Annotated in this window: 21 protein-coding genes; 3 read left to right on the top strand and 18 right to left on the bottom strand. The window is 70.8% G+C overall.

What is annotated here, in order from left to right:
* Positions 1-190 precede the first annotated feature (190 nt).
* From M6I34_RS00650 to M6I34_RS00610, 9 genes are all read right to left on the bottom strand, one after another.
* Positions 191-637, bottom strand: a complete 447-nt coding sequence (locus M6I34_RS00650; protein ID WP_272483793.1) for a protein YgfX — start codon at positions 635-637, stop codon at positions 191-193.
* Between the two features lie 31 nt (positions 638-668).
* Entirely contained in the window at positions 669-1,904 is a 1,236-nt protein-coding gene (gene fabF, locus M6I34_RS00645) for a beta-ketoacyl-ACP synthase II (RefSeq protein WP_272483792.1), read from the bottom strand.
* Positions 1,905-1,968: 64 nt separating this feature from the next.
* Positions 1,969-2,208 (bottom strand): acyl carrier protein, encoded by a 240-nt coding sequence (acpP, locus tag M6I34_RS00640; protein ID WP_272483791.1) that lies wholly within the window; start codon positions 2,206-2,208, stop codon positions 1,969-1,971.
* A gap of 184 nt (positions 2,209-2,392) precedes the next feature.
* Complete coding sequence (fabG, locus tag M6I34_RS00635) at positions 2,393-3,148, bottom strand: 3-oxoacyl-ACP reductase FabG (protein ID WP_272483790.1); 756 nt, start codon at positions 3,146-3,148, stop codon at positions 2,393-2,395.
* Complete coding sequence (gene fabD, locus M6I34_RS00630; protein WP_272483789.1) at positions 3,145-4,083, bottom strand: ACP S-malonyltransferase; 939 nt, start codon at positions 4,081-4,083, stop codon at positions 3,145-3,147. The genes fabG and fabD overlap by 4 nt, the downstream gene beginning before the upstream one ends.
* An 88-nt stretch (positions 4,084-4,171) precedes the next feature.
* Positions 4,172-5,152, bottom strand: coding sequence for a beta-ketoacyl-ACP synthase III (locus tag M6I34_RS00625; RefSeq protein WP_272483788.1), 981 nt, complete (start codon positions 5,150-5,152; stop codon positions 4,172-4,174).
* Positions 5,153-5,170: 18 nt separating this feature from the next.
* Entirely contained in the window at positions 5,171-6,265 is a 1,095-nt protein-coding gene (gene plsX / locus M6I34_RS00620; protein ID WP_272483787.1) for a phosphate acyltransferase PlsX, read from the bottom strand.
* Positions 6,266-6,284: 19 nt separating this feature from the next.
* Entirely contained in the window at positions 6,285-6,467 is a 183-nt protein-coding gene (gene rpmF, locus M6I34_RS00615; protein WP_272483785.1) for a 50S ribosomal protein L32, read from the bottom strand.
* A gap of 66 nt (positions 6,468-6,533) precedes the next feature.
* Entirely contained in the window at positions 6,534-7,094 is a 561-nt protein-coding gene (locus tag M6I34_RS00610) for a YceD family protein (RefSeq protein WP_272483784.1), read from the bottom strand.
* 118 nt (positions 7,095-7,212) lie between these two features.
* On the opposite strand from M6I34_RS00610, the gene M6I34_RS00605 reads away from it, so the two are divergent.
* Both M6I34_RS00605 and M6I34_RS00600 read left to right on the top strand, forming a co-directional pair.
* Positions 7,213-7,806 carry a Maf family nucleotide pyrophosphatase gene (locus M6I34_RS00605; RefSeq protein ID WP_272483783.1) on the top strand — a complete coding sequence of 198 codons (594 nt, stop codon included), beginning with the start codon at positions 7,213-7,215 and terminating at the stop codon, positions 7,804-7,806.
* 16 nt (positions 7,807-7,822) lie between these two features.
* A complete protein-coding gene (locus M6I34_RS00600; protein ID WP_272483782.1) occupies positions 7,823-8,665 on the top strand; it encodes an SAM-dependent methyltransferase in 843 nt (280 codons plus the stop codon).
* Here the strand turns inward: M6I34_RS00600 and M6I34_RS00595 are convergent.
* From M6I34_RS00595 to M6I34_RS00580, 4 genes are read right to left on the bottom strand one after another with little or no spacing between them, the layout of a single operon-like run.
* Positions 8,601-9,623 carry a S49 family peptidase gene (locus M6I34_RS00595; protein ID WP_272483781.1) on the bottom strand — a complete coding sequence of 341 codons (1,023 nt, stop codon included), beginning with the start codon at positions 9,621-9,623 and terminating at the stop codon, positions 8,601-8,603. The two genes, M6I34_RS00600 and M6I34_RS00595, sit on opposite strands and share 65 nt — an antisense overlap.
* Entirely contained in the window at positions 9,620-10,015 is a 396-nt protein-coding gene (locus tag M6I34_RS00590; RefSeq protein ID WP_272483780.1) for a Rieske (2Fe-2S) protein, read from the bottom strand. Before M6I34_RS00590 ends, M6I34_RS00595 begins: the two co-directional genes overlap by 4 nt.
* Positions 10,012-10,674, bottom strand: a complete 663-nt coding sequence (locus M6I34_RS00585; RefSeq protein WP_272483779.1) for an HAD-IA family hydrolase — start codon at positions 10,672-10,674, stop codon at positions 10,012-10,014. The genes M6I34_RS00590 and M6I34_RS00585 overlap by 4 nt, the downstream gene beginning before the upstream one ends.
* Before the next feature lie 4 nt (positions 10,675-10,678).
* Positions 10,679-11,749 (bottom strand): RluA family pseudouridine synthase, encoded by a 1,071-nt coding sequence (locus tag M6I34_RS00580; RefSeq protein ID WP_272483778.1) that lies wholly within the window; start codon positions 11,747-11,749, stop codon positions 10,679-10,681.
* A gap of 606 nt (positions 11,750-12,355) precedes the next feature.
* Between M6I34_RS00580 and M6I34_RS00575 the strand changes: the two genes are divergently transcribed.
* Positions 12,356-15,478 (top strand): Rne/Rng family ribonuclease, encoded by a 3,123-nt coding sequence (locus M6I34_RS00575; protein WP_272483777.1) that lies wholly within the window; start codon positions 12,356-12,358, stop codon positions 15,476-15,478.
* Between the two features lie 236 nt (positions 15,479-15,714).
* Here M6I34_RS00575 and M6I34_RS00570 read toward each other — a convergent pair whose 3' ends face one another.
* From M6I34_RS00570 to M6I34_RS00550, 5 genes are read right to left on the bottom strand one after another with little or no spacing between them, the layout of a single operon-like run.
* Positions 15,715-16,794 (bottom strand): formate dehydrogenase subunit gamma, encoded by a 1,080-nt coding sequence (locus M6I34_RS00570; RefSeq protein ID WP_272483776.1) that lies wholly within the window; start codon positions 16,792-16,794, stop codon positions 15,715-15,717.
* Positions 16,791-17,054: a hypothetical protein gene (locus M6I34_RS00565; protein ID WP_272483775.1), complete on the bottom strand. Its 264-nt coding sequence runs from the start codon at positions 17,052-17,054 to the stop codon at positions 16,791-16,793. The genes M6I34_RS00570 and M6I34_RS00565 overlap by 4 nt, the downstream gene beginning before the upstream one ends.
* 3 nt (positions 17,055-17,057) lie before the next feature.
* The gene (gene fdh3B / locus M6I34_RS00560) at positions 17,058-17,678 is read right to left on the bottom strand and encodes a formate dehydrogenase FDH3 subunit beta (protein ID WP_272483774.1); all 621 of its coding nucleotides are present in this window, start codon (positions 17,676-17,678) and stop codon (positions 17,058-17,060) included.
* 38 nt (positions 17,679-17,716) lie between these two features.
* Positions 17,717-20,665, bottom strand: coding sequence for a formate dehydrogenase subunit alpha (locus M6I34_RS00555; protein WP_272483773.1), 2,949 nt, complete (start codon positions 20,663-20,665; stop codon positions 17,717-17,719).
* A gap of 17 nt (positions 20,666-20,682) precedes the next feature.
* Positions 20,683-20,889: a formate dehydrogenase gene (locus M6I34_RS00550; RefSeq protein ID WP_272483772.1), complete on the bottom strand. Its 207-nt coding sequence runs from the start codon at positions 20,887-20,889 to the stop codon at positions 20,683-20,685.
* Positions 20,890-20,900 lie beyond the last annotated feature (11 nt).

Raw genomic sequence — 20,900 nt, 5'->3', positions numbered from 1 at the left:
GGTCTGTCGTTGTCCTCGGTTTAACGATCGCCTGACTCGGCGCACGAAACGGGGTCGTGCGGCGCGCGCCGACCTTTCCCTGCAAGATGCGAGCCGTTGCGGCGGATTTCAAGACCCTTGACGGTGGCGCGGGCGCCGCTCGGCCGATCCGGCGCGGCGGTGCCCTGGGCCGATCCGGCGCCCCTGCCGCTCACCCCGCGGACCGCCCCCGTCGCATCCAGACCAGCCACGCGCAGAGCCTGCGCCAGTCGTCGTCGGCCAGCCCGGCCCGCCCGACGAGGACGTCGCGGCGGTCACCCTCCGCGCCTCGCATCCTGAGCCAGACGAGCCCCTCGCCGGAAAACCAGCGCTCGATGCGGACCGGCTCGAATCCGCCCCCCTCGGGCCGCCACGCGGCCCTGCCGTCGGCCGAGACCCGCAGTGCGCCCCAGCTCAGGCCGAAGCCGGAATGACGCCACCCGGCCCACAGCATCATCGCTCCCAGCGCGAGAAGAATCCAGCCGTTTTCGCGGCCCCGGGACAGCCAGGCGGCGAGCGCGAAGCCGACGACGCCGAGCCCGACGACCGAGGCACGCAGCGCTCGCACCGCCCTCGAGGGTCGCACCGCGATCTCGAAGCCGGTCGCGTCGTCGGACACGGACAGGGTTTCGCCCCTCGAGGCGGCGGGGTCAGACCCGCTTCAGGACCAGCGTCCCGTTCGTGCCGCCGAAGCCGAACGAGTTCTTCATCGCGTAGTCGATCTTCATCTGCCGCGCCTCGTTCGCGCAGTAGTCGAGATCGCACTCCGGATCCTGGTTGAAGATGTTGATCGTCGGCGGCGAGACCTGGTGGTGGATCGCCAGCGCGGTGAAGACGCTCTCGATGCCGCCCGCCCCGCCCAGCAGGTGGCCGGTCATCGACTTGGTGGAATTCACCACCAGCTTGCGGGCGTTGTCTTCGCCCAGCGCCGCCTTGATCGCGTCGGTCTCGTTCTTGTCGCCCAGGGGCGTGGACGTGCCGTGCGCGTTCAGGTAGTGGATCGCGTCGGTGCCGACCTTGGCGTCGCGCAGCGCGTTCAGCATGCAGCGGCGCGGGCCGTCCATGTCGGGCGCCGTGATGTGATGCGCGTCGGCGCTCATGCCGAAGCCGACGATCTCCGCGTAGATCTTCGCGCCGCGCGCCTTGGCCTGCTCGTATTCCTCGAGCATCATCACGCCGGCGCCCTCGCCGAGCACGAAACCGTCGCGATCGCGGTCCCAGGGCCGGCTGGCGGTCTCGGGATCGTCGTTGCGGGTCGACAGCGCGCGCGCCGCGCAGAAGCCTCCCAACCCCAGCGGCGACACCGTGCACTCGGCGCCGCCTGCGAGGATCGCGTCGGCGTCGCCGTACTGGATCAGCCGCGCCGCGTCGCCGATGCAGTGCAGGCCGGTGGTGCAGGCGCTGACCAGCGCGTAGTTCGGGCCCTTGAGCCCGTACATGATCGACATCTGCCCGGAGATCATGTTGATGATCGAACCGGGGACGAAGAACGGCGACAGCCGGCGCACGCCGCGGTTCTTCAGTTCGTCGTGCGTGTGCTCGATCAGCGGCAGGCCGCCGATGCCCGAGCCGATGATGACGCCGACCCGATCGGCGTTCGACTCGTCGACCGACAGCCCGCTGTCGCGGAGCGCCTGCACGCCGGCTGCGATGCCGTAGTGCACGAAGGTGTCGAAGTGACGCGCCTCTTTCGAGGCCATGTACTCCGACACATCGAAATCCTTGACCACCCCGGCGATCTGCGTCGGGAAGGCCGACGCGTCGAAGCGGGTGATCCGGGAAATGCCCGACTTGCCGGCCACCAGGTTCTGCCAGGCGGACGAAACATCGTTGCCGACCGGGGAAACCACCCCCAGGCCGGTGACCACGACACGGCGTCGACTCACGGTGCTGCTCCTGGACAGATCAGATTGCGGTGACCGGCAAACCGGGCCCGGCGATTCGCCGCGCTCAGGCCTTCGAGTGCGCCTTCACGTAGTCGATCGCCTGCTGGACCGTGGTGATCTTCTCGGCCTCTTCGTCGGGGATCTCGGTCTCGAACTCGTCCTCGAGCGCCATCACCAGCTCGACCGTGTCGAGCGAGTCTGCGCCCAGATCGTCGACGAAGGACGACTCGTTCTTGATGTCGGCTTCGTTGACGCCGAGTTGTTCGGCGACGATCTTCTTGACGCGCTGTTCGATGCTTTCCATTTCCTTGCTCCTTTGGCCACGCCGCCACGGCCCCCTGCGATGCAGTCCCAGGCTCGCCGGCGCGGCGCGATTGTATAGCACTTCGGTCGGTCAACAGCCCCGATCGAGGCGCCCCCTAGATCCGGACGGCCTGCGATGCCGCCGCAATCCGGACCGAACGCTCGCGATCTTCCGCGAACGTCCTTCATTCCATGTACATCCCACCGTTTACGTGCAGCGTGACCCCGGTCACGTAGCCCGCCTGCGGCCCTGCGAGGAAGGCCACCGCATCGGCGATGTCCTCGGGCTGGCCGAAGCGGCCCGCGGGAATCTGCTGGAGCAGCGCCGAAGTCTGCTGCTCGGTCAGGCTGCGGGTCATGTCGGTGTCGATGAAGCCGGGCGCCACGCAATTGACCGTGATGTTCCGGCTGCCGAGCTCGCGCGCCAGCGCCCGGGTCATGCCGGCGACGCCGGCCTTGGCCGCCGCGTAGTTCGCCTGCCCCGGGTTGCCGCTCGAACCGACGACCGAGGTGATGTTGACGATGCGGCCGTACTTGGCCTTCATCATCGGGCGCATCACGAGCCGCGACATCCGGAAGACGGCGCTGAGGTTGGTGTCGATCACCGACTGCCACTCGTCGTCCTTCATGCGCATCGCGAGGTTGTCGCGGGTGATGCCGGCGTTGTTGACCAGGATGGAGACGCCGCCCTTCTCCTTCTGGATCGCCTCGACCAGGGCCTCGCAGCGCGCAGCGTCGTTGACGTCCATCGCTTCGCCGCGGCCGGCGACGCCGGCCCCGGCGAGCCCGGCCGAGATCGCCGAGGCGCCGGATTCGCTGGTCGCGGTGCCGATCACGAAGGCGCCGCGGCGGCCGAGTTCCAGCGCGATCGCGCGGCCGATGCCGCGGGAGGCGCCGGTGACCAGCGCGACCTGGTTCTCCAGGGGGCGAGCGGGGTTCATGCGGTCTCCTTCAGGGCGTTCTCGAGCGAGGCGGGATCGTGGACGGCGGCGACCGACAGCGACTTGTCGATCCGCGACACGAGGCCCGCGAGCACCTTGCCCGGCCCGAACTCGATGACCCGCGTGACGCCGAGCGACTTCAGCTTGTGCACGACCTCGACCCAGCGTACCGCATGCGACGCCTGCCTGACCAGCGCATCGCGGATGCGGGCCGGGTCGGTCTCGATCGCGACGTCGACGTTGTTGACCAGCTGGAAGGCCGGCGCGCGCAGCTCGATGCCGGCGAGCGCGTCGGCCAGGCGGCGACCGGCCGGCTCGAGCAGCGAAGAGTGGAAGGGCGCGGACACCGGCAGCGGCAGCGCGCGCTTGGCGCCCAGCGCCTTCGCGCGCTCGCAGGCGCGGTCGACGGCGGTCTTGTGGCCGGCGATGACGACCTGCGACGGCGCGTTGAAGTTGACCGGCTCGACGACCTCGCCCGGATGGCCTTCGACGGCCTCGCGGCAGGCTTGCGCCACCGCGGCGTCGTCGAGCCCGAGGATCGCCGCCATGCCGCCCTGCCCGACCGGAACCGCCTCCTGCATGGCCTGGGCGCGCAGGCGCACCAGCCTGACCGCATCGGCCACCCCGATCGCGCCGGCCGCGGCCAGCGCGGTGTACTCGCCGAGGCTGTGCCCGGCGACCGCCTGCGGCTCGGGCCCGCCGGCCTCGCGCCACGCGCGATAGCAGGCCAGGCCGGCGACCAGCATGGCCGGCTGCGTGTTGACGGTGAGCGACAGGGCCTCGGCAGGCCCCTCGGCGATCAGCCTGGAGAGCGGCTCGCCGAGGGCCGCGTCGGCCTCGGCCTGCAGGCCCTGCACCGCCGGCGAGGCGGCGAAGCCGTCGAGCATGCCGACCGACTGGGAACCCTGGCCCGGAAAGACGAAGGCAAGCGTCATCGTTGTCTCGAGATGTTCGTGGATCGTTCGTTGGCGGAAAGGCGCGAACGCGTCGCTCGGCGCCACCCGTGCCGGCCGGGCCGGCGGATTACATCCGCGCCAGCACGGCGCCCCAGGTGAAGCCGCCTCCGACGCCCTCCATCAGCACGTTGTGGCCCGGCCGGATCCGGCCGTCGCGCACCGCGACGTCGAGCGCCAGCGGCACCGACGCCGCCGAGGTGTTGGCGTGACGGTCGACCGTGACCACGACCTTGTCCTGCTCCATTCCCAGCTTGCGGGCCGTGGCCTGGAGGATGCGGACGTTGGCCTGGTGCGGAATCAGCCAGTCGACGTCGGCCAGCTGCAGCCCGGCGGCCTCGACGGTCTCGCGAGCGACCGAGTCGAGCACGGACACGGCGAGCTTGAAGACCGCCTGCCCGTCCATCGTGAGGAAGGGGTAGCCGGTGATCGAGCCGCCGCTGACGTGGCCGGCGGTGCGCAGGATGTTCTCGTAACGGCCGTCGGCGTGCAGGCGGGTGGCGAGCACCCCGGGTTCGTCGCTGGCGGCGAGCACGACCGCCCCGGCGCCGTCGCCGAACAGCACGCAGGTGCCGCGGTCGTTCCAGTCGAGGATGCGGGAGAAGACCTCGGCGCCGATGACCAGCGCGCGATGGGCGGCACCGGTGCGGATCATCGAGTCGGCGACCGACATCGCGTAGGCGAAGCCGGTGCAGACCGCCTGCACGTCGAAGGCGGCGCCGCCGGGCGCGCCGAGGGCCTTCTGGACCAGGCAGGCGGTGCTCGGGAAGACCCAGTCGGGCGTGGAGGTCGCCACGACGATCAGGTCGATGTCGGTGGCCTCCAGCCCGGCAGCCTTCAGGGCCTCGCGGGCGGCCTCGGCACCCAGCTGGCTGCTGGTCACGCCGGTCTCGGCCAGGTGGCGCTGGCGGATCCCGGTGCGCTCGACGATCCAGCTGTCGGAGGTTTCGATGCCGCGCTCGGCCAGGCGGCGAGCGAGCTCGTCGTTGCTGACCGGCGCGCCGGGAAGGCAGCTACCGGTGCCGACGATCTTCGAGAAGCGGGCGGTCATGGAGCAGAGGCCCCCAGGTCAGGTCTGGCCGGCGGCCGCGGCCGGAGAGGATTGCCCGCCGGACGCGCCGGTGGACGAAACGGGAGTGTCGGCGCGCATCCGCGCGAGCGTCTGCGCGATGCGCGAGAGCAGGCCGTTGCGGGCGGCGTCGTAGCCGCGCTGCAGGGCGACCTCGAACGCGTACGCGTCGGCCGAGCCGTGGCTCTTGATGACGACGCCGCGCAGGCCGACGAGGCTGGCGCCGTTGTAGCGCCGATGGTCCAGCCGCTTGCGGAAGCGCCGCAGCACCGGGAACGACAGCAGCGCCATCAGCCGGGTGAAGACGTGGCGCTTGTATTCCTCGCGAATGAAGTCGCCGAGCATCCGCGCCAGCCCTTCGGAGGTCTTGAGCGCGACGTTGCCCACGAAGCCGTCGCACACGACGACGTCGGTCGTGCCTTCGTAGATGTCGTTGCCCTCGACGTTGCCCCGGAAGTTCAGCGTGCTCGCGCGCAACAGTTCTGCGGCCTGCTTGACCGTGTCGTTGCCCTTGATGACTTCCTCGCCGATGTTCAGCAGGCCCACACTGGGCCGCTCGGGGCCGCCGAGCGCCGACACCAGTGCCGAGCCCATGATGCCGAACTGCAGGTAGTGCTCGGGCTCGCAGTCGACGTTGGCGCCGAGGTCGAGAACGGTGGTCGTGCCGCCGGTGCGGTTGGGCATCTGGGTGGCGATCGCCGGCCGGTCGATGCCGTCGAGCGTCTTGAGCACGAAGCGCGACACCGCCATCAGCGCCCCGGTATTGCCGGCGCTGACGCAGACGTCGGCCTGGCCGTCGCGCACCAGCTCGACCGCCACGCGCATCGACGAATCGCGCTTGCCGCGCAGCGCGACCTGCAGCGAGTCGTCCATCTCGACGACCTCGGAGGCGTGGCGCACCTCGACGCGCTCGCGCAGCCCGGCAGAGCCCGCAGGCACGCCTGCCTCGGCGAGCGCCTGCTCGATCCGTTCCGAGATGCCGACCAGGACGACCTTGGCATCGTCCGCGTGGCGAAGGAACGACAAGGCCGCCGGAATCGTGACCGGCAGGCCGTGGTCGCCCCCCATGCAATCGATCGCGACGCGGACGCTCATCCCGGAAGGCCGGGGAGGGTTACTCGTCGGCCTTGGTCTTGACGACCTTCTTGCCCCGGTAGAAACCGTTGGGGCTCACGTGATGGCGCAGGTGGGCCTCGCCGGTGGTCGGCTCGACCGCGAGCGGGGGATTGGCGAGGAAGTCGTGGGCGCGATGCATGCCGCGCTTCGACGGCGACTTCTTGTTCTGCTGGACAGCCATGTTCGATCCTTCGTCGGAAAAAGGCTAATCTGCAATTATATCAGCGTATTGCGCGACATGGCTCGCTCAGTGCCCGCGCTTCTTCAGGTCCGCGAGACCGGCGAACGGGCGGATCCGCTCCTCGCCGGGCATCTCCTCGCCGGCCGCACCCTGGGGCCCGGCCGCGCCGAGCGGCAGGTCGCAATTGTCGTGCCTGGCGATCGGCGGCAGGGCCATGATCGCCTCGTCCTCGATCAGCTCGCCCAGGTCGAAGCGGGGCCCGCCGGCCAGCACGTCGAATTCGGCCTCCTCCGCGTCCTCACGGGCGGCCTGCACCTCGTTCGCGACGAGCCTGAAGCCGCGCTCCAGGTGCACCGGGATTCGGGCGTCGCCCAGGCAGCGCACGCACTGCATCGACACCTCGCCGTCGAGCCGCAGGTGGACGAAGTCGTCGTGCCCGCCGTCGGGCCGCTCCTTGCGCTCGAACGCGGCCCGCCATGCCAGCAGCCCGCCCTCGTGGCTCAGCATCGTGACCAGGCGGGCCAGGCGGCGGATCTCGAAGGCGCCTTCCAGGACGCGACCGGTGCGCGCCGCCTCGCGGCTGTCGATGACGAGCGGCAGGCGGCCGGTGTCGGGGATCTTTTCCATGCTTCGATGATAATGCGCGATCGCGGCGCCGGGATCGATCCGCCGCGCCTCGTCTCGATCCGCCCTGCCCCGTATCGATCGGCCTCCCCGCAGCGATCCGCCCGCCCCGTACCGCAAGATGCCCGAACTGATCCTCGCCTCGACCTCGCCCTATCGCCGCGAGCTGCTGCAAAGGCTGCGCCTGCCTTTCGAGGTCGTCGGCCCGCAGGTCGACGAGACCCCGCTCGAGGGCGAGACGCCGGCGGCGGCGGCCGCGCGGCTGGCCCGCGCGAAGGCGGAAGCGGTCGCCGCCGGCCGCCCCGGCGCGCTGGTCGTCGGCTCCGACCAGACTGCCACGCTGGACGGCGTCGCGATCCTCGGCAAGCCCGGCGGGCACGAGCGCGCCCGCGCCCAACTGCGGGCCGCCTCGGGGCGCGAGATGGTCTTCCACACCGCGCTGGCCGTGGTCCGGCGCTCGGACGGCTTCGCGCACGAGCAGGTCGTCGAGACCCGGGTGCGCTTCCGCGAGCTGTCCGACGCGGCGATCGAGGCCTATCTGCTCGCGGAACGCCCGTACGACTGCGCCGGCTCGGCGAAGGCCGAGGGGCTGGGCATCGCGCTGCTCGCGGCGCTGGACGGGCCGGACCCGACCGCCCTGATCGGCCTGCCGCTGATCGCGCTGACCGATGCACTGTGCCGCGCAGGCCTTCCCCCGCTGCGCGGGCTGGAGTGAACCTGGAGCATCCCCGATGAACGCCGGGCATCCCGAAACGCGAGCCCCGGCCGGCGCCGCCGGGCCCGGACGGCTCTACCTGATTCCCACGCCGCTCGGGGCCGACTGCGACCCGCGGCGGGTGCTTCCGGCCGACACGCTGGCGGTCGTGGCACGGCTCGACTGCTTCGTCGTCGAGAACGCGAAGACGGCCCGCGCCTTCCTGAAGGCCGCCGGCACGCAGGCGCCGCTGCAGACGCTGGAGATGGCCGAACTCAGCGAGCACACGGCGCCGCAGGCGATCCCCGCGCTGCTCGCACCGCTGAAGGCCGGGCGCGACGTCGGCCTGCTGTCCGAGGCCGGCTGCCCGGCCGTCGCCGACCCCGGCGCGGCACTGGTGGCGGCCGCCCACGAAGCCGGCATCCCGGTGGTGCCGCTGGTCGGGCCGAGCTCGCTGCTGCTGGCGCTGATGGCCTCGGGCCTGAACGGTCAGCGCTTCACCTTCGTCGGCTACCTGCCCGCGCAACCGGAGGCCAGGGCGGCCCGGCTGCGCGAGCTGGAAAGGCGCTCGGCTGCCGGCGACGAAACCATCCTGTGGATCGAGACCCCCTACCGGAACCGGCAGGTGCTGGAGTCGGCGCTGGCCGTGCTGGCCCCGCAGACCCGGCTCACGGTGGCCTCGCAGCTCACGCTGGCCGGCGAGTCGATCGCCGCGCGGCAGGTGCACGACTGGCGCAAGGCGCCGGCCGACATCCCGCGCGAGCCGACGGTGTTCGCGATGCTGGCCGCCCCGCTCGCCCCGGCGGCGCGGCGGGTCAGCGAAGCGACCAGCCCTGCGCGTCGACGCCCAGCACCCGGGCGATCGTCTCGCCCGCGCTAGCGCCGACCCGGCGCGCGAGCTTCTCGGCGAGGTTCTCGCGCGGCGAGTAGTCGACGATCGTCTCGACCTTGATCACGTCGCGGGCCACCGAGGCGACCGACCCGAGGCCGTCGGCCAGGCCGAGCTCCACGCTGCGCTCGCCGGTCCAGACCAGGCCGCTGAAGAGGTCCGGGTCGTCGGAAAGGCGCTCGGCGCGTCCCTTGCGCACGACATCGATGAACTGCCGGTGGATCTGGTCGAGCATCTGCTGGGCATGCGCGCGCTGCTCGTCGGAGAGCGGCGAGAAGCTGTCGAGGAAGCCCTTCTTGTCGCCCGCGGTGAGCAGCCTTCGCTCGACGCCGACCTTCTCCATGACATCGACGAAGCCGAAGCCGCCCATCAGCACGCCGATCGAGCCGACCAGGCTCGCCTTGTCGACGTAGATCCGGTCGGCGGCCGCCGCGACGTAGTAGCCGCCGGAGGCGCCGACCTCCTCGATCACCGCGTAGAGCGGCGTGTCGGGATGCTTGCCGCGCAGGCGCAGGATCTCGTCGTGGATGATGCCCGACTGCACCGGGCTGCCGCCGGGGCTGTTGATGCGCAGCACGATGCCGGCCGTCTTGTCGTCCTCGAAGGCCGCCTTCAGCGACTCGACCAGTTCGTCGGCGGATGTTTCGCCGCCGGCGGCGATCACGCCCTCGACGTCGATCAGCGCGGTGTGCCGTTCGGTCTTCTTCGCCACGTCGGCCGAGAACCAGCCCGCGAAGGCCAGCAGCACGACGCTGAACCAGGCAAGGGTGAGCAGGCGCAGGAAGATCGACCAGCGCCGGGCGCGCCGGCGCTCGGCCAGCGTCTCCAGCACCAGTTTCTCGAGCACGCCGCGCTCCCAGTTCCCGTCCGCGCCGGGGCGCGCCGGGCGCGGACGGGGTGCCGACGGATCGTTGCCGGCGGGATCGTCGAAATCGTGGGTATCGCTCATCGGTCGCTTGCTGGGTGTCCGGGGGGCGGACCGCCGGGATCCGCTCCCCAGATGATGCCATCACGCTCGAGCACCGGGACCGCCTCGAGCCCCGCTCCGCGGCAGGGGCCGCCCGCGCATCGGCCGGTGTCCGGCTCGTAGATTGCACCATGCGTGGCGCAGATCAGGTAAAGCCCGCTCTCGTCGAAGAACTTGCCGGGCATCCAGTCGAGCTCCACCGGCACGTGCGCGCAGCGGTTCAGCCAGCCGTGGACCCGGCCGTCGTAGCGCACGACGAAGGCCTGCCGGGCGGGCGCGCCGGCTCGAGGCGCCGGCAATTCGAAGCGCACGCCGTCGCCCCCCTCGACGAGCTCGGCGCTCGTGCAGACGCGGATCCAGCCCGGCGTCGTCATCGGATCCGCAGCAACAGCTCGTCGCGCAGCTCGAGCACCGAATCGACGAAGGCGATCGCCGGCTCGCGCTCCAGCTCCTCCCGGGTGTGCGCGCCGTAGGTGACCGCCACCGCGTCGGAGCCGGCCGACCGGGCCATGCCCAGGTCGTGGGTCGTGTCGCCGATCATCAGCGCCTCGCCGGTGTCCAGGCCGAGCTCCTCGCAGATGTCGCGCAGCATCCACGGATCGGGCTTCGGGATGCCCTCGTCGGCGCAGCGGGTGGTCAGGAAGCGGCCTGTCCAGCCCATCTGGTCCAGCGCACGGTTCAGGCCCGCCCGGGACTTGCCGGTCGCGACCGCCAGCCAGGCCCCCGAATCGGCGAGCTCCTCCAGCAGTCGCGGCACCCCCTCGAAGGCCTGCAGGGCCGCATCCTCCTTCAGGTAGTGATAGCGGTAGCGCTGCACGTAGAGCGGCACCTGCTCGCGCTCGATCGCCGGAACCGCCCGGTGGATCGCGTCGAGCAGCCCGAGGCCGATCACGTGCGAGGCCTGCTCGCGGCTCGGCACCGGCAGCCCGAGATCGGCCGCCGACGCGCGGATCGCGTGGACGATCGCGGCGGTGGAGTCGACGAGGGTGCCGTCCCAGTCGAAGACGACGAGGCGATAGCGTCTGGCGGACATCGTGTCAGTGTTCCTCGGTCGGGAGTTCGGCCACCCCGCCGGCGCGCAGCATCGCCGCGAAGCTCTCGGGCAATGGCGCCTCGAGGGACAGCGGGCGGCCGGTGTCGGGATGGCGCAGCGTCAGCGACGCGGCGTGCAGGTACATCCGGCGGAAGCCTCTCGCGGCCAGCGCCCGGTTCAGCGCGTAGTCGCCGTATTTGTCGTCGCCGGCGATCGGAAAGCCGGCATGGCTCAGGTGGACGCGGATCTGGTGGGTGCGGCCGGTCTCGATCCGGGCCTCGACCAGCGAGAACTCGCCGAGGCCCGGCAAGGCGAGGTGCGCGAGGCCCCGCACCCGGGTGATCGCCTCCTGCCCTTCGGCATGCACCGCGACCCGGCGATCGCCGCCCGGCGCCGGCATCCGGCGCAGCGGCACGGCCAGCGTCTTGCTGCGCAACGGCCAGCGGCCGACCACGATCGCCAGGTAGCGCTTGGCCGGCGCCCGCTCGCGCCACTGCGCCTGCAGGGCCAGCAAGGCGGCCCGGCGGCGGGCCACGACGAGCACGCCGGAGGTTTCGCGATCGATCCTGTGGGCCAGCTCGAGGAAGCGCTCCTCGGGCCGGGCGGCGCGCAGGCGCTCGATGACGCCGCTCGACACGCCGCTGCCGCCGTGCACGGCGACCGACTCGGGCTTGTCGATGACCAGCAGCGAGTCGTCCTCGTGGAGCACCGGCAGGCGTCGCGCCAGCGCCGCGCGGGCGCGCAGGGCCTGGTCGGGTTCGCCGGCGCCCGGCAGGCCCGCCTCGTCGGCCGCTTCCGGACGCGCGGCGGCGGCCACCCGGACCGGCGGAATCCTGACGGAATCGCCAGCCTGAAGCCGATAGTCGGCGCTCTTGCGCCCGCCGTTGACCCGGAGCTGGCCACTGCGGATCAGGCGGTACACGTGACTCTTCGGTACGCCCTTGCACAGGCCGACGACGAAATTGTCGAGGCGCTGGCCGGCGCGATCCGCGTCGATCTCGACGATCCGGACCGTCGCCGCGCCCGTTCTTTCGGGCGCCTTGCGCCCTTCCGCCCTTTCCCTGGGGCTGTCCACGTTGGTATACTCGTCAGGTCGTGCGCGATCCGGTGCTGCCGGTTCCTGCGCTGTCGAGCCGGATATCCGCTTCCGGCGCCTTGTCCAGGGCCGTTTTTCCGGCCCTGTCAGCCGGCGTCCGGGTGTCCGGGCCGCCCGATCTCCGCTCCGTGCGCCGCCCAGTGGCGCCAGCGGTTTTTCGCCGGTCCGGAGCGGAACCGTTGCGGATCGATTGCCGGGATTGTACCGGCCGAACGTCCTCGCGGGCGCCGGCCGGTCGGTCGCGGACACGACGGAACGAACATGAAACCGCGGTTCCCCTGCCCCGAGCCGGGCGAGGAACGCGGGTCGATGCGGAATACCCAGAAAAGAGAGCCAGGGGCGCCGGACGAAATCGCCGACGCCCCGTCCAGTACGGTCCCCGAAACCTTGTCTGAGCACATCACGTCCGACGATCCCGGGTCATGCCCGGCGTTTTCCGGCGCGCGCTCACCGGTGGATTGCCGGCGCGCGTAGCGCCGGTTCGCTCGCGGCCGACCTGAGCATCCTCTTTCGCTGCTTCCGTTCGCATCGGCCCGCTGGCCGAAGCGCGCCGCCACGCATCGGGCGCGCCACGGAGTCATTTGCATGAAGCGAATGCTGTTCAATGCCACGCACTCGGAAGAGCTGCGCGTGGCGATCGTCGACGGCCAGAAACTGATCGACATCGACATCGAATCGGCGGGCCGCGAGTCCCGCAAGAGCAACATCTACAAGGGGGTGATCACCCGCGTCGAGCCGAGCCTCGAGGCCTGCTTCGTCAACTACGGCGAGGAGCGCCACGGCTTCCTGCCGTTCAAGGAGATCTCGAAGGCCTTCTTCAAGGCCGGCGTCGACGCCTCCAAGGCCCGCATCCAGGACGCCGTCTCCGAAGGCATGGAGGTGATCGTCCAGGTCGACAAGGAAGAGCGCGGCAACAAGGGCGCCGCGCTGACCACCTACATCTCGCTGGCCGGGCGCTACCTGGTCCTGATGCCGAACAATCCGCGCGGCGGCGGCGTTTCCCGCCGTGTCGAGGGCGAGGACCGGCAGGAACTGCGCGAGACGATGGACAAGCTGCAGCACCCGTCGGGCATGAGCCTGATCGCCCGCACCGCGGGCATCGGCCGCACCGCCGAGGAACTGCAGTGGGACCTCAACTACCTGCTGCAGCTGTGGACCGCGATCGAGCAGGCCGCCGGCTCTGCCCCAGGCCCCTTCCTGATCTACCAGGAGTCCAGCCTGGTGATCCGCGCGATCCGCGACTACTTCTCGCCCGACATCGGCGAGATCCTGATCGACACCGACGACATCTACGAACAGGCCCGGCAGTTCATGGCCCACGTGATGCCGGACATGGTCAACCGGGTCAAGCGCTACCGCGACGACACCCCGCTGTTCTCGCGCTTCCAGATCGAGCACCAGATCGAGACCGCGCACTCGCGCGTGGTGCCGCTGCCCTCGGGCGGCGCGGTGGTCATCGACCACACCGAGGCGCTGGTGGCGATCGACGTGAACTCGGCGCGAGCCACCCGCGGCTCCGACATCGAGGAGACCGCGCTGCGCACGAACCTCGAGGCGGCCGACGAGGTCGCGCGCCAGATGCGGCTGCGCGACCTGGGCGGCCTGATCGTCATCGACTTCATCGACATGGAGAGCGCCAAGAACCAGCGCGAGGTGGAGCAGCGGCTCAAGGATGCCCTGCACTACGACCGCGCGCGGGTCCAGACCGGCAAGATCTCCCGTTTCGGCCTGATGGAGCTGTCGCGCCAGCGCCTGCGCCCGGCGCTGGTCGAGGGCTCGCACATCACCTGCCCGCGCTGCAACGGCACCGGCGTGATCCGCGACATCGAGTCCTCGGCGCTTCACGTGCTGCGCGTGATCCAGGAAGACGCGATGAAGGAGAACACCGCGGCGGTCTACGCCCAGGTGCCGGTCGACGTCGCCACCTACCTGCTCAACGAGAAGCGCAGCGAGCTGAACAAGCTCGAGGCGCGACTGAAGGTCGAGATCGTCCTGATCCCGAACAAGCACCTCGAGACGCCGCACTACAAGACCGAGCGGCTGCGCCACGACGACGACCGCCTCGCCAACTACAAGGCGAGCTACGTGCTGGCCGAAGCGCCCGAGGAAGAGAACACCTATCTCGATCGCAAGCTCGAGGCCGCGAAGCCGCGCCAGCAGGCGGCGGTCAAGGGCATCACGCCCGAGGTGCCGCCCCCGCCGGCCGCAGTGCCCGCGGCACCGGCGGCGCCCGCGCCCCAGGCCGCACGGCCTGCGGCGGCCGCCAGCGCCGCGCCGGTCGTCGGCGACGACGGCCTGCTCGGCAAGATCCTCGGATGGTTCCGCAAGCGTCCGGCCAACGAGGCGATCGTGACGCCGGCAGCCCAGCCCGCCGCGCCTGCTGCCGGCACGGCGGAAGGGCGGCGTGGCCGCGAGGGCCGGGAAGGCCGTGAGGGCCGTGGCGGACGCGAGGGTCGCGAGGGCCGCGACCGCCGCGAACAGCGCGAAGGCCGTGAGGGTCGCGAAGGTCGCGAAGGCGGTCGTGGCGGCCGCGGCGGCCAGCAGGCTGGAGCCGAGGCGGAAGGCCGTCGGCGCGGCGGCCGGCGCGAGGAACGCGAGGGCCGCGAGGAGGCCGTGCGCGCCGAGCGCGCCGAACGGCCGGAGCGGGCGGAGCGTCCCGAGCGCGGCGAAAGGCCGGAGCGGGCCGAACGCGAGGAGCGCGGCGAGCGTCCGGAGCGCGGCGAGCGCCGGCGCGGACGCGGACGCGAAGCCGCACGCCCCGAAGCCGAAGCCCCGGCAGCCGAGGGCGAACGTGTCGCAGCCGCAGCGGTGATCGCCGCTGCCGCCGCCGAGGCCGATACCGGCCTGGCGGCCGAGACCCGGGCCCCGGCGCCTCGACCGGTCGATGAGGCCCCGCGCGTAACGGCCGAAGCAGTCGAAGCGCAGGCCATCGAGCTCGGCGAAGGTGAGGGCGAGGAAGGCGCGCAGCCCGCCGAGGGCGGCGCCGAGCGCCGTCGTCGTCCGCGCCGTCGTCGCGGCGGCCGTCGCGGCGAGGCCGGTGCCGCTGCCGAGGGGGCCCAGGAGGCTACCGAGGCCGGCGAGGTCGCGGCGCCCGAGGCGGCTGCCGAGCAGCCTGCAACCGAAGCGGACGCCGCGGCCAGGCCGGCTGCGGCCGCCACTGAGGCGGCGGAGCGGACCGAGGCGCCCGAACCTGTCGCACCGGGCGCGCCGGCGCAGGTCGAGACCGAGCAGGCCGCCGTCGCCGCGCAGGCGACGCCCGCCGCCGAGGGCGGCCGGCCGGCCGCGCAGCAGCCGAGCTTGCCCTTCGGTGCGGCTGCCGTCGAACCGGCCGCGGTCGAGCCGACTGCAGCCGAACCCGCCGCCGCCGAGCCGGTTGCCGTCGAGCCGCGAGCGCCGCTCCAGCAGGTCGAGACCTCGACCGCCCCGGAGGTCCCCGGCCGCGAGCCTGCCGAGCCGGCCGCACCTGCCGGGCGCGAGCTGGCCGGCGAGCCGGTGGCCAAGGAGCAGCTCGAGGCGATCGTCGAGAGCGCCGGCCTGCAGTGGGTCGAAACCACCGCGGCCGCTCCGGCCCCCGAGCCGGAGATCGTGGCGGCGCCGCGGCCCGCGCGCAAGCGCAAGCCGCGCACGGTGATCGTCGACGAGCCGATGCAGCAGGTCGAAACGGCCCAGCCGGCCGGCGACGCGCCTGCCGGCGAGCAGCGGACCTGAGCAACCGCGGTGCGGGCGGCCGTCGAGGCCGCCCGCACCGCACGCCGCCGGGGCAGTGCCGGCCCCGGCCGGTCACTGGTCACCAGCGCCAGGAAGGCGCCAGGATGACCGAACGGACCGTCGGTCGATGTCTGCTCGAACCGAGGCGCCAACGAAAAGGGCCGCTCCCTACCGGGGGCGGCCCTTTTTCATTTGTCGCGACGGCCCGCTTCCGCCGGCCGCGCGGGCGGGACGGGTCAGCCCTGCCGGGGCTGCACGATCGCCGAAGCGGGCACTTCGGCGGGCTGCGAACGCGTCGCCGGGATGCGGCCGGCCTTGATGTCGTCGTACCAGTACTCGTGGTGCTCCTTGGCCCAGGTCTCGTCGACGTAGCCGGTCTTCATCGCGTCGAGCGCGCCTTCCATGCCCAGCGTGCCGATGTAGATGTGTCCGGCGATCATCGCGATGAACAGCAGGGCCGCGCCGACGTGGATCCACCAGGCGTCCTGCATCAGGGACCGCGTCTGCCCGAAGTTCGGGAAGTCGAGGATGAAGCCGGTGGCGGACACGACGATGCCCAGCAGCACCACGCCGCCCCAGAACATCAGCTTCTCGCCGGCGTTGAAGCGATGGCTCGGAACGTGCGCGCCCTTCGTGAACAGGCCGCCGGCCTTCGCGAACCACTGCATGTCGTAGGCCTTGGGGATGTTGTCCTTCACGAACATCAGGAACATCGCGATGGTCGTGGCGGCGAACATCGGGCCGACGAAGTTGTGCGAGGTCTTGGACAGCGTCGCGATCCACGAGAACGGCACCGGGCCGAACAGGGGCAGCAGCACGTGCTTGCCGAACAGCAGCACCAGTCCGGTGATCGCGAGCGTGACGAAGCAGGCGGCGTTGGTCCAGTGCACCGCCCGCTCGACGACGCTGAAGCGCTCGACCATGCGACCGGTGGGCGCCTCGCTGAGCTTGATCTGGCCGCGGAGCAGGTAGAAGGCCGCGATCAGCACGAACACGCCGACCAGCGCCCAGCCTCCGCCCTGGGTGATCGGGCCGTTGCGCAACTCGCGCCAGGCCTCCCCGCCCTGCTGGATCAGCACGCCCCCCTCGTTGGCCGGCAGCGTGGTGTAGTGCGCCTCTCCCGAGTTGACCGCACGCCAGACCGGCGCGTTGTTCAGCGGCTGCACCTGCTGGCGCGCCGCCTGGTCGTCGCGGGTCACCTCGAAGATGTTCGCACCCTGCGGACCCGGCGCCGACGCGCCCGGTTGCTGCTGCGCCGACGCGGTCGCGGCCAGCAGGCCGAGGCACAGCGCCAGCGCGCGGATCGCCTTGTTCATTTGGCTGCCCCTCCGATCCGGACGTACTCGTTCTGGCCGGCCGCGCGCGCCGCGAGCGCCTTGTCCCAACTGGCCTTGTCGCCGCGGTTGAACTGCCCCGACTGGAAGGTCAGGGCCTCGCCCTGCCAGGGCTTGGTGTCGCGGGTGACGGTGGTCCCGGGGACCTTGGCCGAGGCGGCCTCCTGCGACTGCTCTCCGCAGGCGGCCAGGCCGGCGGCGACGGCGAGCGCCGCCAGGGAAACGGTGATCGATCGTTTCATCGCTCAGCTCCCCTGGCGCGCCGGCGCACCCTGCTTCTGGCCGGGTCCGTAGGCCGTGCCCCAGCCCCAGACCTCGGCGCCCTTGCCCCGGTTCAGCACGCGCTGGCGATAGATGTCGGCAACGATGTCGCCGTCGCCGCCCAGCAGCGCCTTGGTCGAGCACATCTCCGCACAGGCCGGCAGCTTGCCTTCGGCGAGCCGGTTGCGGCCGTACTTCTTGAACTCGGCCTCGGTGCCGTCCTTGTCCGGGCCGCCGGCGCAGAACGTGCACTTGTCCATCTTGCCGCGCATGCCGAATGCGCCGGCCTGCGGGAACTGCGGCGCGCCGAACGGGCAGGCGTAGAAGCAGTAGCCGCAGCCGATGCACAGGTCCTTGTCGTGCAGCACCACGCCCTCGTCGGTGCGGTAGAAGCAGTCGACCGGGCAGACCGCCATGCAGGGCGCGTCGGAGCAGTGCATGCAGGCGACCGAGATCGAGCGCTCGCCGGGCACGCCGTCGTTGATCGTGACCACCCGGCGGCGGTTCACGCCCCAGGGCACCTCGTGCTCCTGCTTGCAGGCCGTGACGCAGCCGTTGCACTCGATGCAACGCTCGGCATCGCAAAGAAACTTCATTCGGGCCATCTGTATTCCCCTTGTACCTTTCTATCGCGCGATGCGGATCAGGCCGTGGCCTTCTCGATCTGGCAGATCGTGGTCTTGGTTTCCTGCATCATCGTGACCGAGTCGTAGCCGTAGGTCGTGCCGGTGTTGACCGCCTCGCCGCGCACGATCGGCGCCGCGCCTTCCGGATAGAAGGCCTTCATGTCCTTGCCCTGCCACCAGCCGGAGAAGTGGAAGGGCATGAAGGCATGATCGGCCGACACGCGCTCGGTGACCAGGGCCTTGACCTTCATCCTGGCGCCGGTCGGGGTGCTCACCCAGACGTACTCGCCGTTGCGGATGCCGCGGTCGTTGGCCGCGCGCGGATTGAGCTCGACGAAGGAGTCCTGCTGCAGCTCGGCGAGCCACGGGTTCGAGCGCGTCTCCTCGCCGCCGCCCTCGTACTCGACCAGCCGGCCGGAGGTCAGCACGATCGGGAACTTCTTCTCGAGCCCGTCCGCGATGTTCTTCTGCTGCACCGTCTTGTACAGCGTCGGCAGACGCCAGAACTTGTTCTTGTCGTCGTGCGTCGGGTACTTGGCCATCAGGTCGGGCCGGTTGCCGTACAGCGGCTCGCGGTGAACCGGGACCGGATCCGGGAAGTTCCAGACGACCGCCCTGGCCTTCGCGTTGCCGAACGGGTGGCAGCCGTGCTTCATCGCGACGCGCTGGATGCCGCCCGAGAGGTCGGTCTTCCAGTTCTTGCCCTCGGCCGCTTTCTTCTCGTCCTCGGTGAGATCGTCCCACCAGCCGAGCTTCTTCAGCATGTCGGCGGTGAACTCGGGGTAGCCGGTCTGGATCTCGGCGCCCTTCGAGTGGGAGCCGTCGCCGGCCAGCAGCGAGACGCCCTCGCGCTCGACGCCGAAGTTGGCGCGGAAGTTGCCGCCGCCTTCCATCACGTGACGGTCGGTCTGGTACAGGTTCGGCGACCCGGGGTGCTTGAGCTCGGGCGTGCCGAAACAGGGCCAGGGCAGACCGAAGTAGTCGCCGTCGCAGGGGCCGCCGTTTGCGCGCAGCGACTTCACGTCGAAGGTGTTCATGTGCTTCATGTGAAGCTTCAGCCGCTCCGGCGACTGGCCGGTGTAGCCGATCGTCCAGATGCCGCGGTTGATCTCGCGCAGCACGGACTCGACCTCGGGCTCGCGCCACTCGACGCCGTGCTTCTGGAAGCTCGTCAGCTTGAAGTTCTTCGACAGCTGCTCGCCGAAGCCGAGGCGATCGGCGAAGGCCTGCATGATCGTGTGGTCGGGCATCGACTCGAACAGCGGCTCGATGACCTTCTCGCGCCACTGGATCGAGCGGTTCGAAGCGGTGCAGGAGCCGGCGGTCTCGAACTGCGTGGCGGCCGGCAGCAGGTAGACCGCACGGTTCGGGTTCAGGTCCTTCGCGTCGCCGGGCATTGCGGCCATCGCTGCCGTGGCCGACGGATACGGGTCGACGACGACCAGCAGGTCGAGCTTGTCGAAGGCCTTCTTCATGTCGAGGCCGCGGGTCTGCGAGTTCGGCGCGTGGCCCCAGAACACGACGCCGCGCAGCGGGTTCGGCTGGTCGGACACGCCCTTGGCCTCGAGCACGCCGTCGACCCAGCGTGACACGGTCATGCCCGACTTGGACATCATGCCCGGCGCGAAACGCTCCTTGATCCAGTCGAAGTCGACGCCCCAGACCGCCGAGAAGTGCTTCCACGAGCCTTCGGCGAGGCCGTAGTAGCCGGGCAGCGAGTCCGGGTTCGGGCCGACGTCGGTCGCGCCCTGCACGTTGTCGTGGCCGCGGAAAATGTTGGCGCCGCCGCCCGAGACGCCGATGTTGCCCAGCGCGAGCTGCAGGATGCACGACGCGCGGACCATCGCGTTGCCGATCGTGTGCTGGGTCTGGCCCATGCACCAGACGATGGTCGAGGGCCGGTTCTTCGCGAACATCTCGGCGACCTTGGCCATCTGGGCCTCGGACACGCCGCAGGCCTCCTCGACCTTGTCCGGCGTCCACTTGGTCATGACCTCTTCGCGGACCTTGTCCATGCCGTAGACGCGGTCGTTGATGTACTTCTTGTCTTCCCAGCCGTTCTTGAAGATGTGGTGCAGCAGGCCGAACAGGAACGGAATGTCGGTGCCGGAGCGGATGCGGACGTACTCGTCGGCCTTGGCCGCGGTGCGCGTGAAGCGCGGATCCACGACGATCATCTTCGCGCCGGTTTCCTTGGCGTGAAGCATGTGCAGCATCGACACCGGGTGCGCCTCGGCCGCGTTCGAACCGATGTACAACGCGCACTTGGTGTTCTGCATGTCGTTGTACGAGTTCGTCATCGCGCCGTAACCCCAGGTGTTCGCGACGCCCGCCACCGTGGTGGAGTGGCAGATCCGCGCCTGGTGGTCCATGTTGTTCGTGCCGTAGAACGACACGAACTTGCGCATCATGTAGGCCTGCTCGTTGTTGTGCTTGGACGAGCCCACCCAGAACACCGAGTCGGGGCCCGATTCCTTGCGGATCGCGTCGAGCTTCGCGCTGATCTCGTCGAGCGCCTGCTTCCAGCTGATGCGCTGGTACTTGCCGTCGACCAGCTTCATCGGCGTCTTGAGGCGGTACTCGCCGTGGCCGTGCTCGCGGATCGAGGCGCCCTTGGCGCAGTGCGCGCCGAGGTTGATCGGGGAATCGAACACCGGCTCCTGCCGGACCCAGACGCCGTTCTCGACGACCGCGTCGATCGCGCAGCCGACCGAGCAGTGGGTACAGACCGTGCGGCGGACCTCGGCCTTCGCGCCCGAGGCCTGCTGGGCCTTCGCCGCCGGCGTCATCATGCCGGTGGAAAGGCCCGCAACGGCGGCCCCGGCGCCCACGCCGATGCCGGACCGCTTCAGGAAGCTGCGTCGATCCATCGTGGCGCCGAACGCCGCCGAGTGAATCCCGCGCGCGAGGCTCGCCGTGAGCCCGCCCGCGATCGGGGCGCCACCGGACTTGCGCTGAAGTTGCATGATCGATCTCCCCTTTCTCAAACCGTGGTCGTGCGGTAGTAGTGCCGCACGTGGTCGGTGACGTGATAGCCGCCCCCGCCCTTCGCATGCTTCTCGGGCTTGGGCGCCTCGCCGCCGGCAGGCAGCGAACCCTTCGTGGCGATCACCGCGGCGCCCGCCGCGCCCGCGGCGCCTGCGCCGAGCAGGAACCCCCGCCGCCCGGAAACGGATTTCGTCGCTTTCATCACGTCACTCC

It is taken from the genome of Zeimonas sediminis, assembly GCF_023721795.1.
Classification (GTDB): Bacteria; Pseudomonadota; Gammaproteobacteria; order Burkholderiales; family Burkholderiaceae_E; genus Zeimonas; species Zeimonas sediminis.
Note: the sequence above shows the minus strand (reverse complement) of the source record. Positions and strands in the feature narration are given on the sequence as shown.

Bases quoted from the DNA above. Each gene is read 5' to 3' on its own strand.
- acpP (WP_272483791.1), bottom strand. From the start codon at position 2,208: ATGGAAAGCATCGAACAGCGCGTCAAGAAGATCGTCGCCGAACAACTC.
- fabG (WP_272483790.1), bottom strand. From the start codon at position 3,148: ATGAACCCCGCTCGCCCCCTGGAGAACCAGGTCGCGCTGGTCACCGGC.
- fabD (WP_272483789.1), bottom strand. From the start codon at position 4,083: ATGACGCTTGCCTTCGTCTTTCCGGGCCAGGGTTCCCAGTCGGTCGGC.
- M6I34_RS00625 (WP_272483788.1), bottom strand. From the start codon at position 5,152: ATGACCGCCCGCTTCTCGAAGATCGTCGGCACCGGTAGCTGCCTTCCC.
- plsX (WP_272483787.1), bottom strand. From the start codon at position 6,265: ATGAGCGTCCGCGTCGCGATCGATTGCATGGGGGGCGACCACGGCCTG.
- rpmF (WP_272483785.1), bottom strand. From the start codon at position 6,467: ATGGCTGTCCAGCAGAACAAGAAGTCGCCGTCGAAGCGCGGCATGCAT.
- M6I34_RS00610 (WP_272483784.1), bottom strand. From the start codon at position 7,094: ATGGAAAAGATCCCCGACACCGGCCGCCTGCCGCTCGTCATCGACAGC.
- M6I34_RS00605 (WP_272483783.1), top strand. From the start codon at position 7,213: ATGCCCGAACTGATCCTCGCCTCGACCTCGCCCTATCGCCGCGAGCTG.
- M6I34_RS00600 (WP_272483782.1), top strand. From the start codon at position 7,823: ATGAACGCCGGGCATCCCGAAACGCGAGCCCCGGCCGGCGCCGCCGGG.
- M6I34_RS00595 (WP_272483781.1), bottom strand. From the start codon at position 9,623: ATGAGCGATACCCACGATTTCGACGATCCCGCCGGCAACGATCCGTCG.
- M6I34_RS00590 (WP_272483780.1), bottom strand. From the start codon at position 10,015: ATGACGACGCCGGGCTGGATCCGCGTCTGCACGAGCGCCGAGCTCGTC.
- M6I34_RS00585 (WP_272483779.1), bottom strand. From the start codon at position 10,674: ATGTCCGCCAGACGCTATCGCCTCGTCGTCTTCGACTGGGACGGCACC.
- M6I34_RS00575 (WP_272483777.1), top strand. From the start codon at position 12,356: ATGAAGCGAATGCTGTTCAATGCCACGCACTCGGAAGAGCTGCGCGTG.
- M6I34_RS00570 (WP_272483776.1), bottom strand. From the start codon at position 16,794: ATGAACAAGGCGATCCGCGCGCTGGCGCTGTGCCTCGGCCTGCTGGCC.
- M6I34_RS00565 (WP_272483775.1), bottom strand. From the start codon at position 17,054: ATGAAACGATCGATCACCGTTTCCCTGGCGGCGCTCGCCGTCGCCGCC.
- fdh3B (WP_272483774.1), bottom strand. From the start codon at position 17,678: ATGGCCCGAATGAAGTTTCTTTGCGATGCCGAGCGTTGCATCGAGTGC.
- M6I34_RS00555 (WP_272483773.1), bottom strand. From the start codon at position 20,665: ATGCAACTTCAGCGCAAGTCCGGTGGCGCCCCGATCGCGGGCGGGCTC.
- M6I34_RS00550 (WP_272483772.1), bottom strand. From the start codon at position 20,889: ATGAAAGCGACGAAATCCGTTTCCGGGCGGCGGGGGTTCCTGCTCGGC.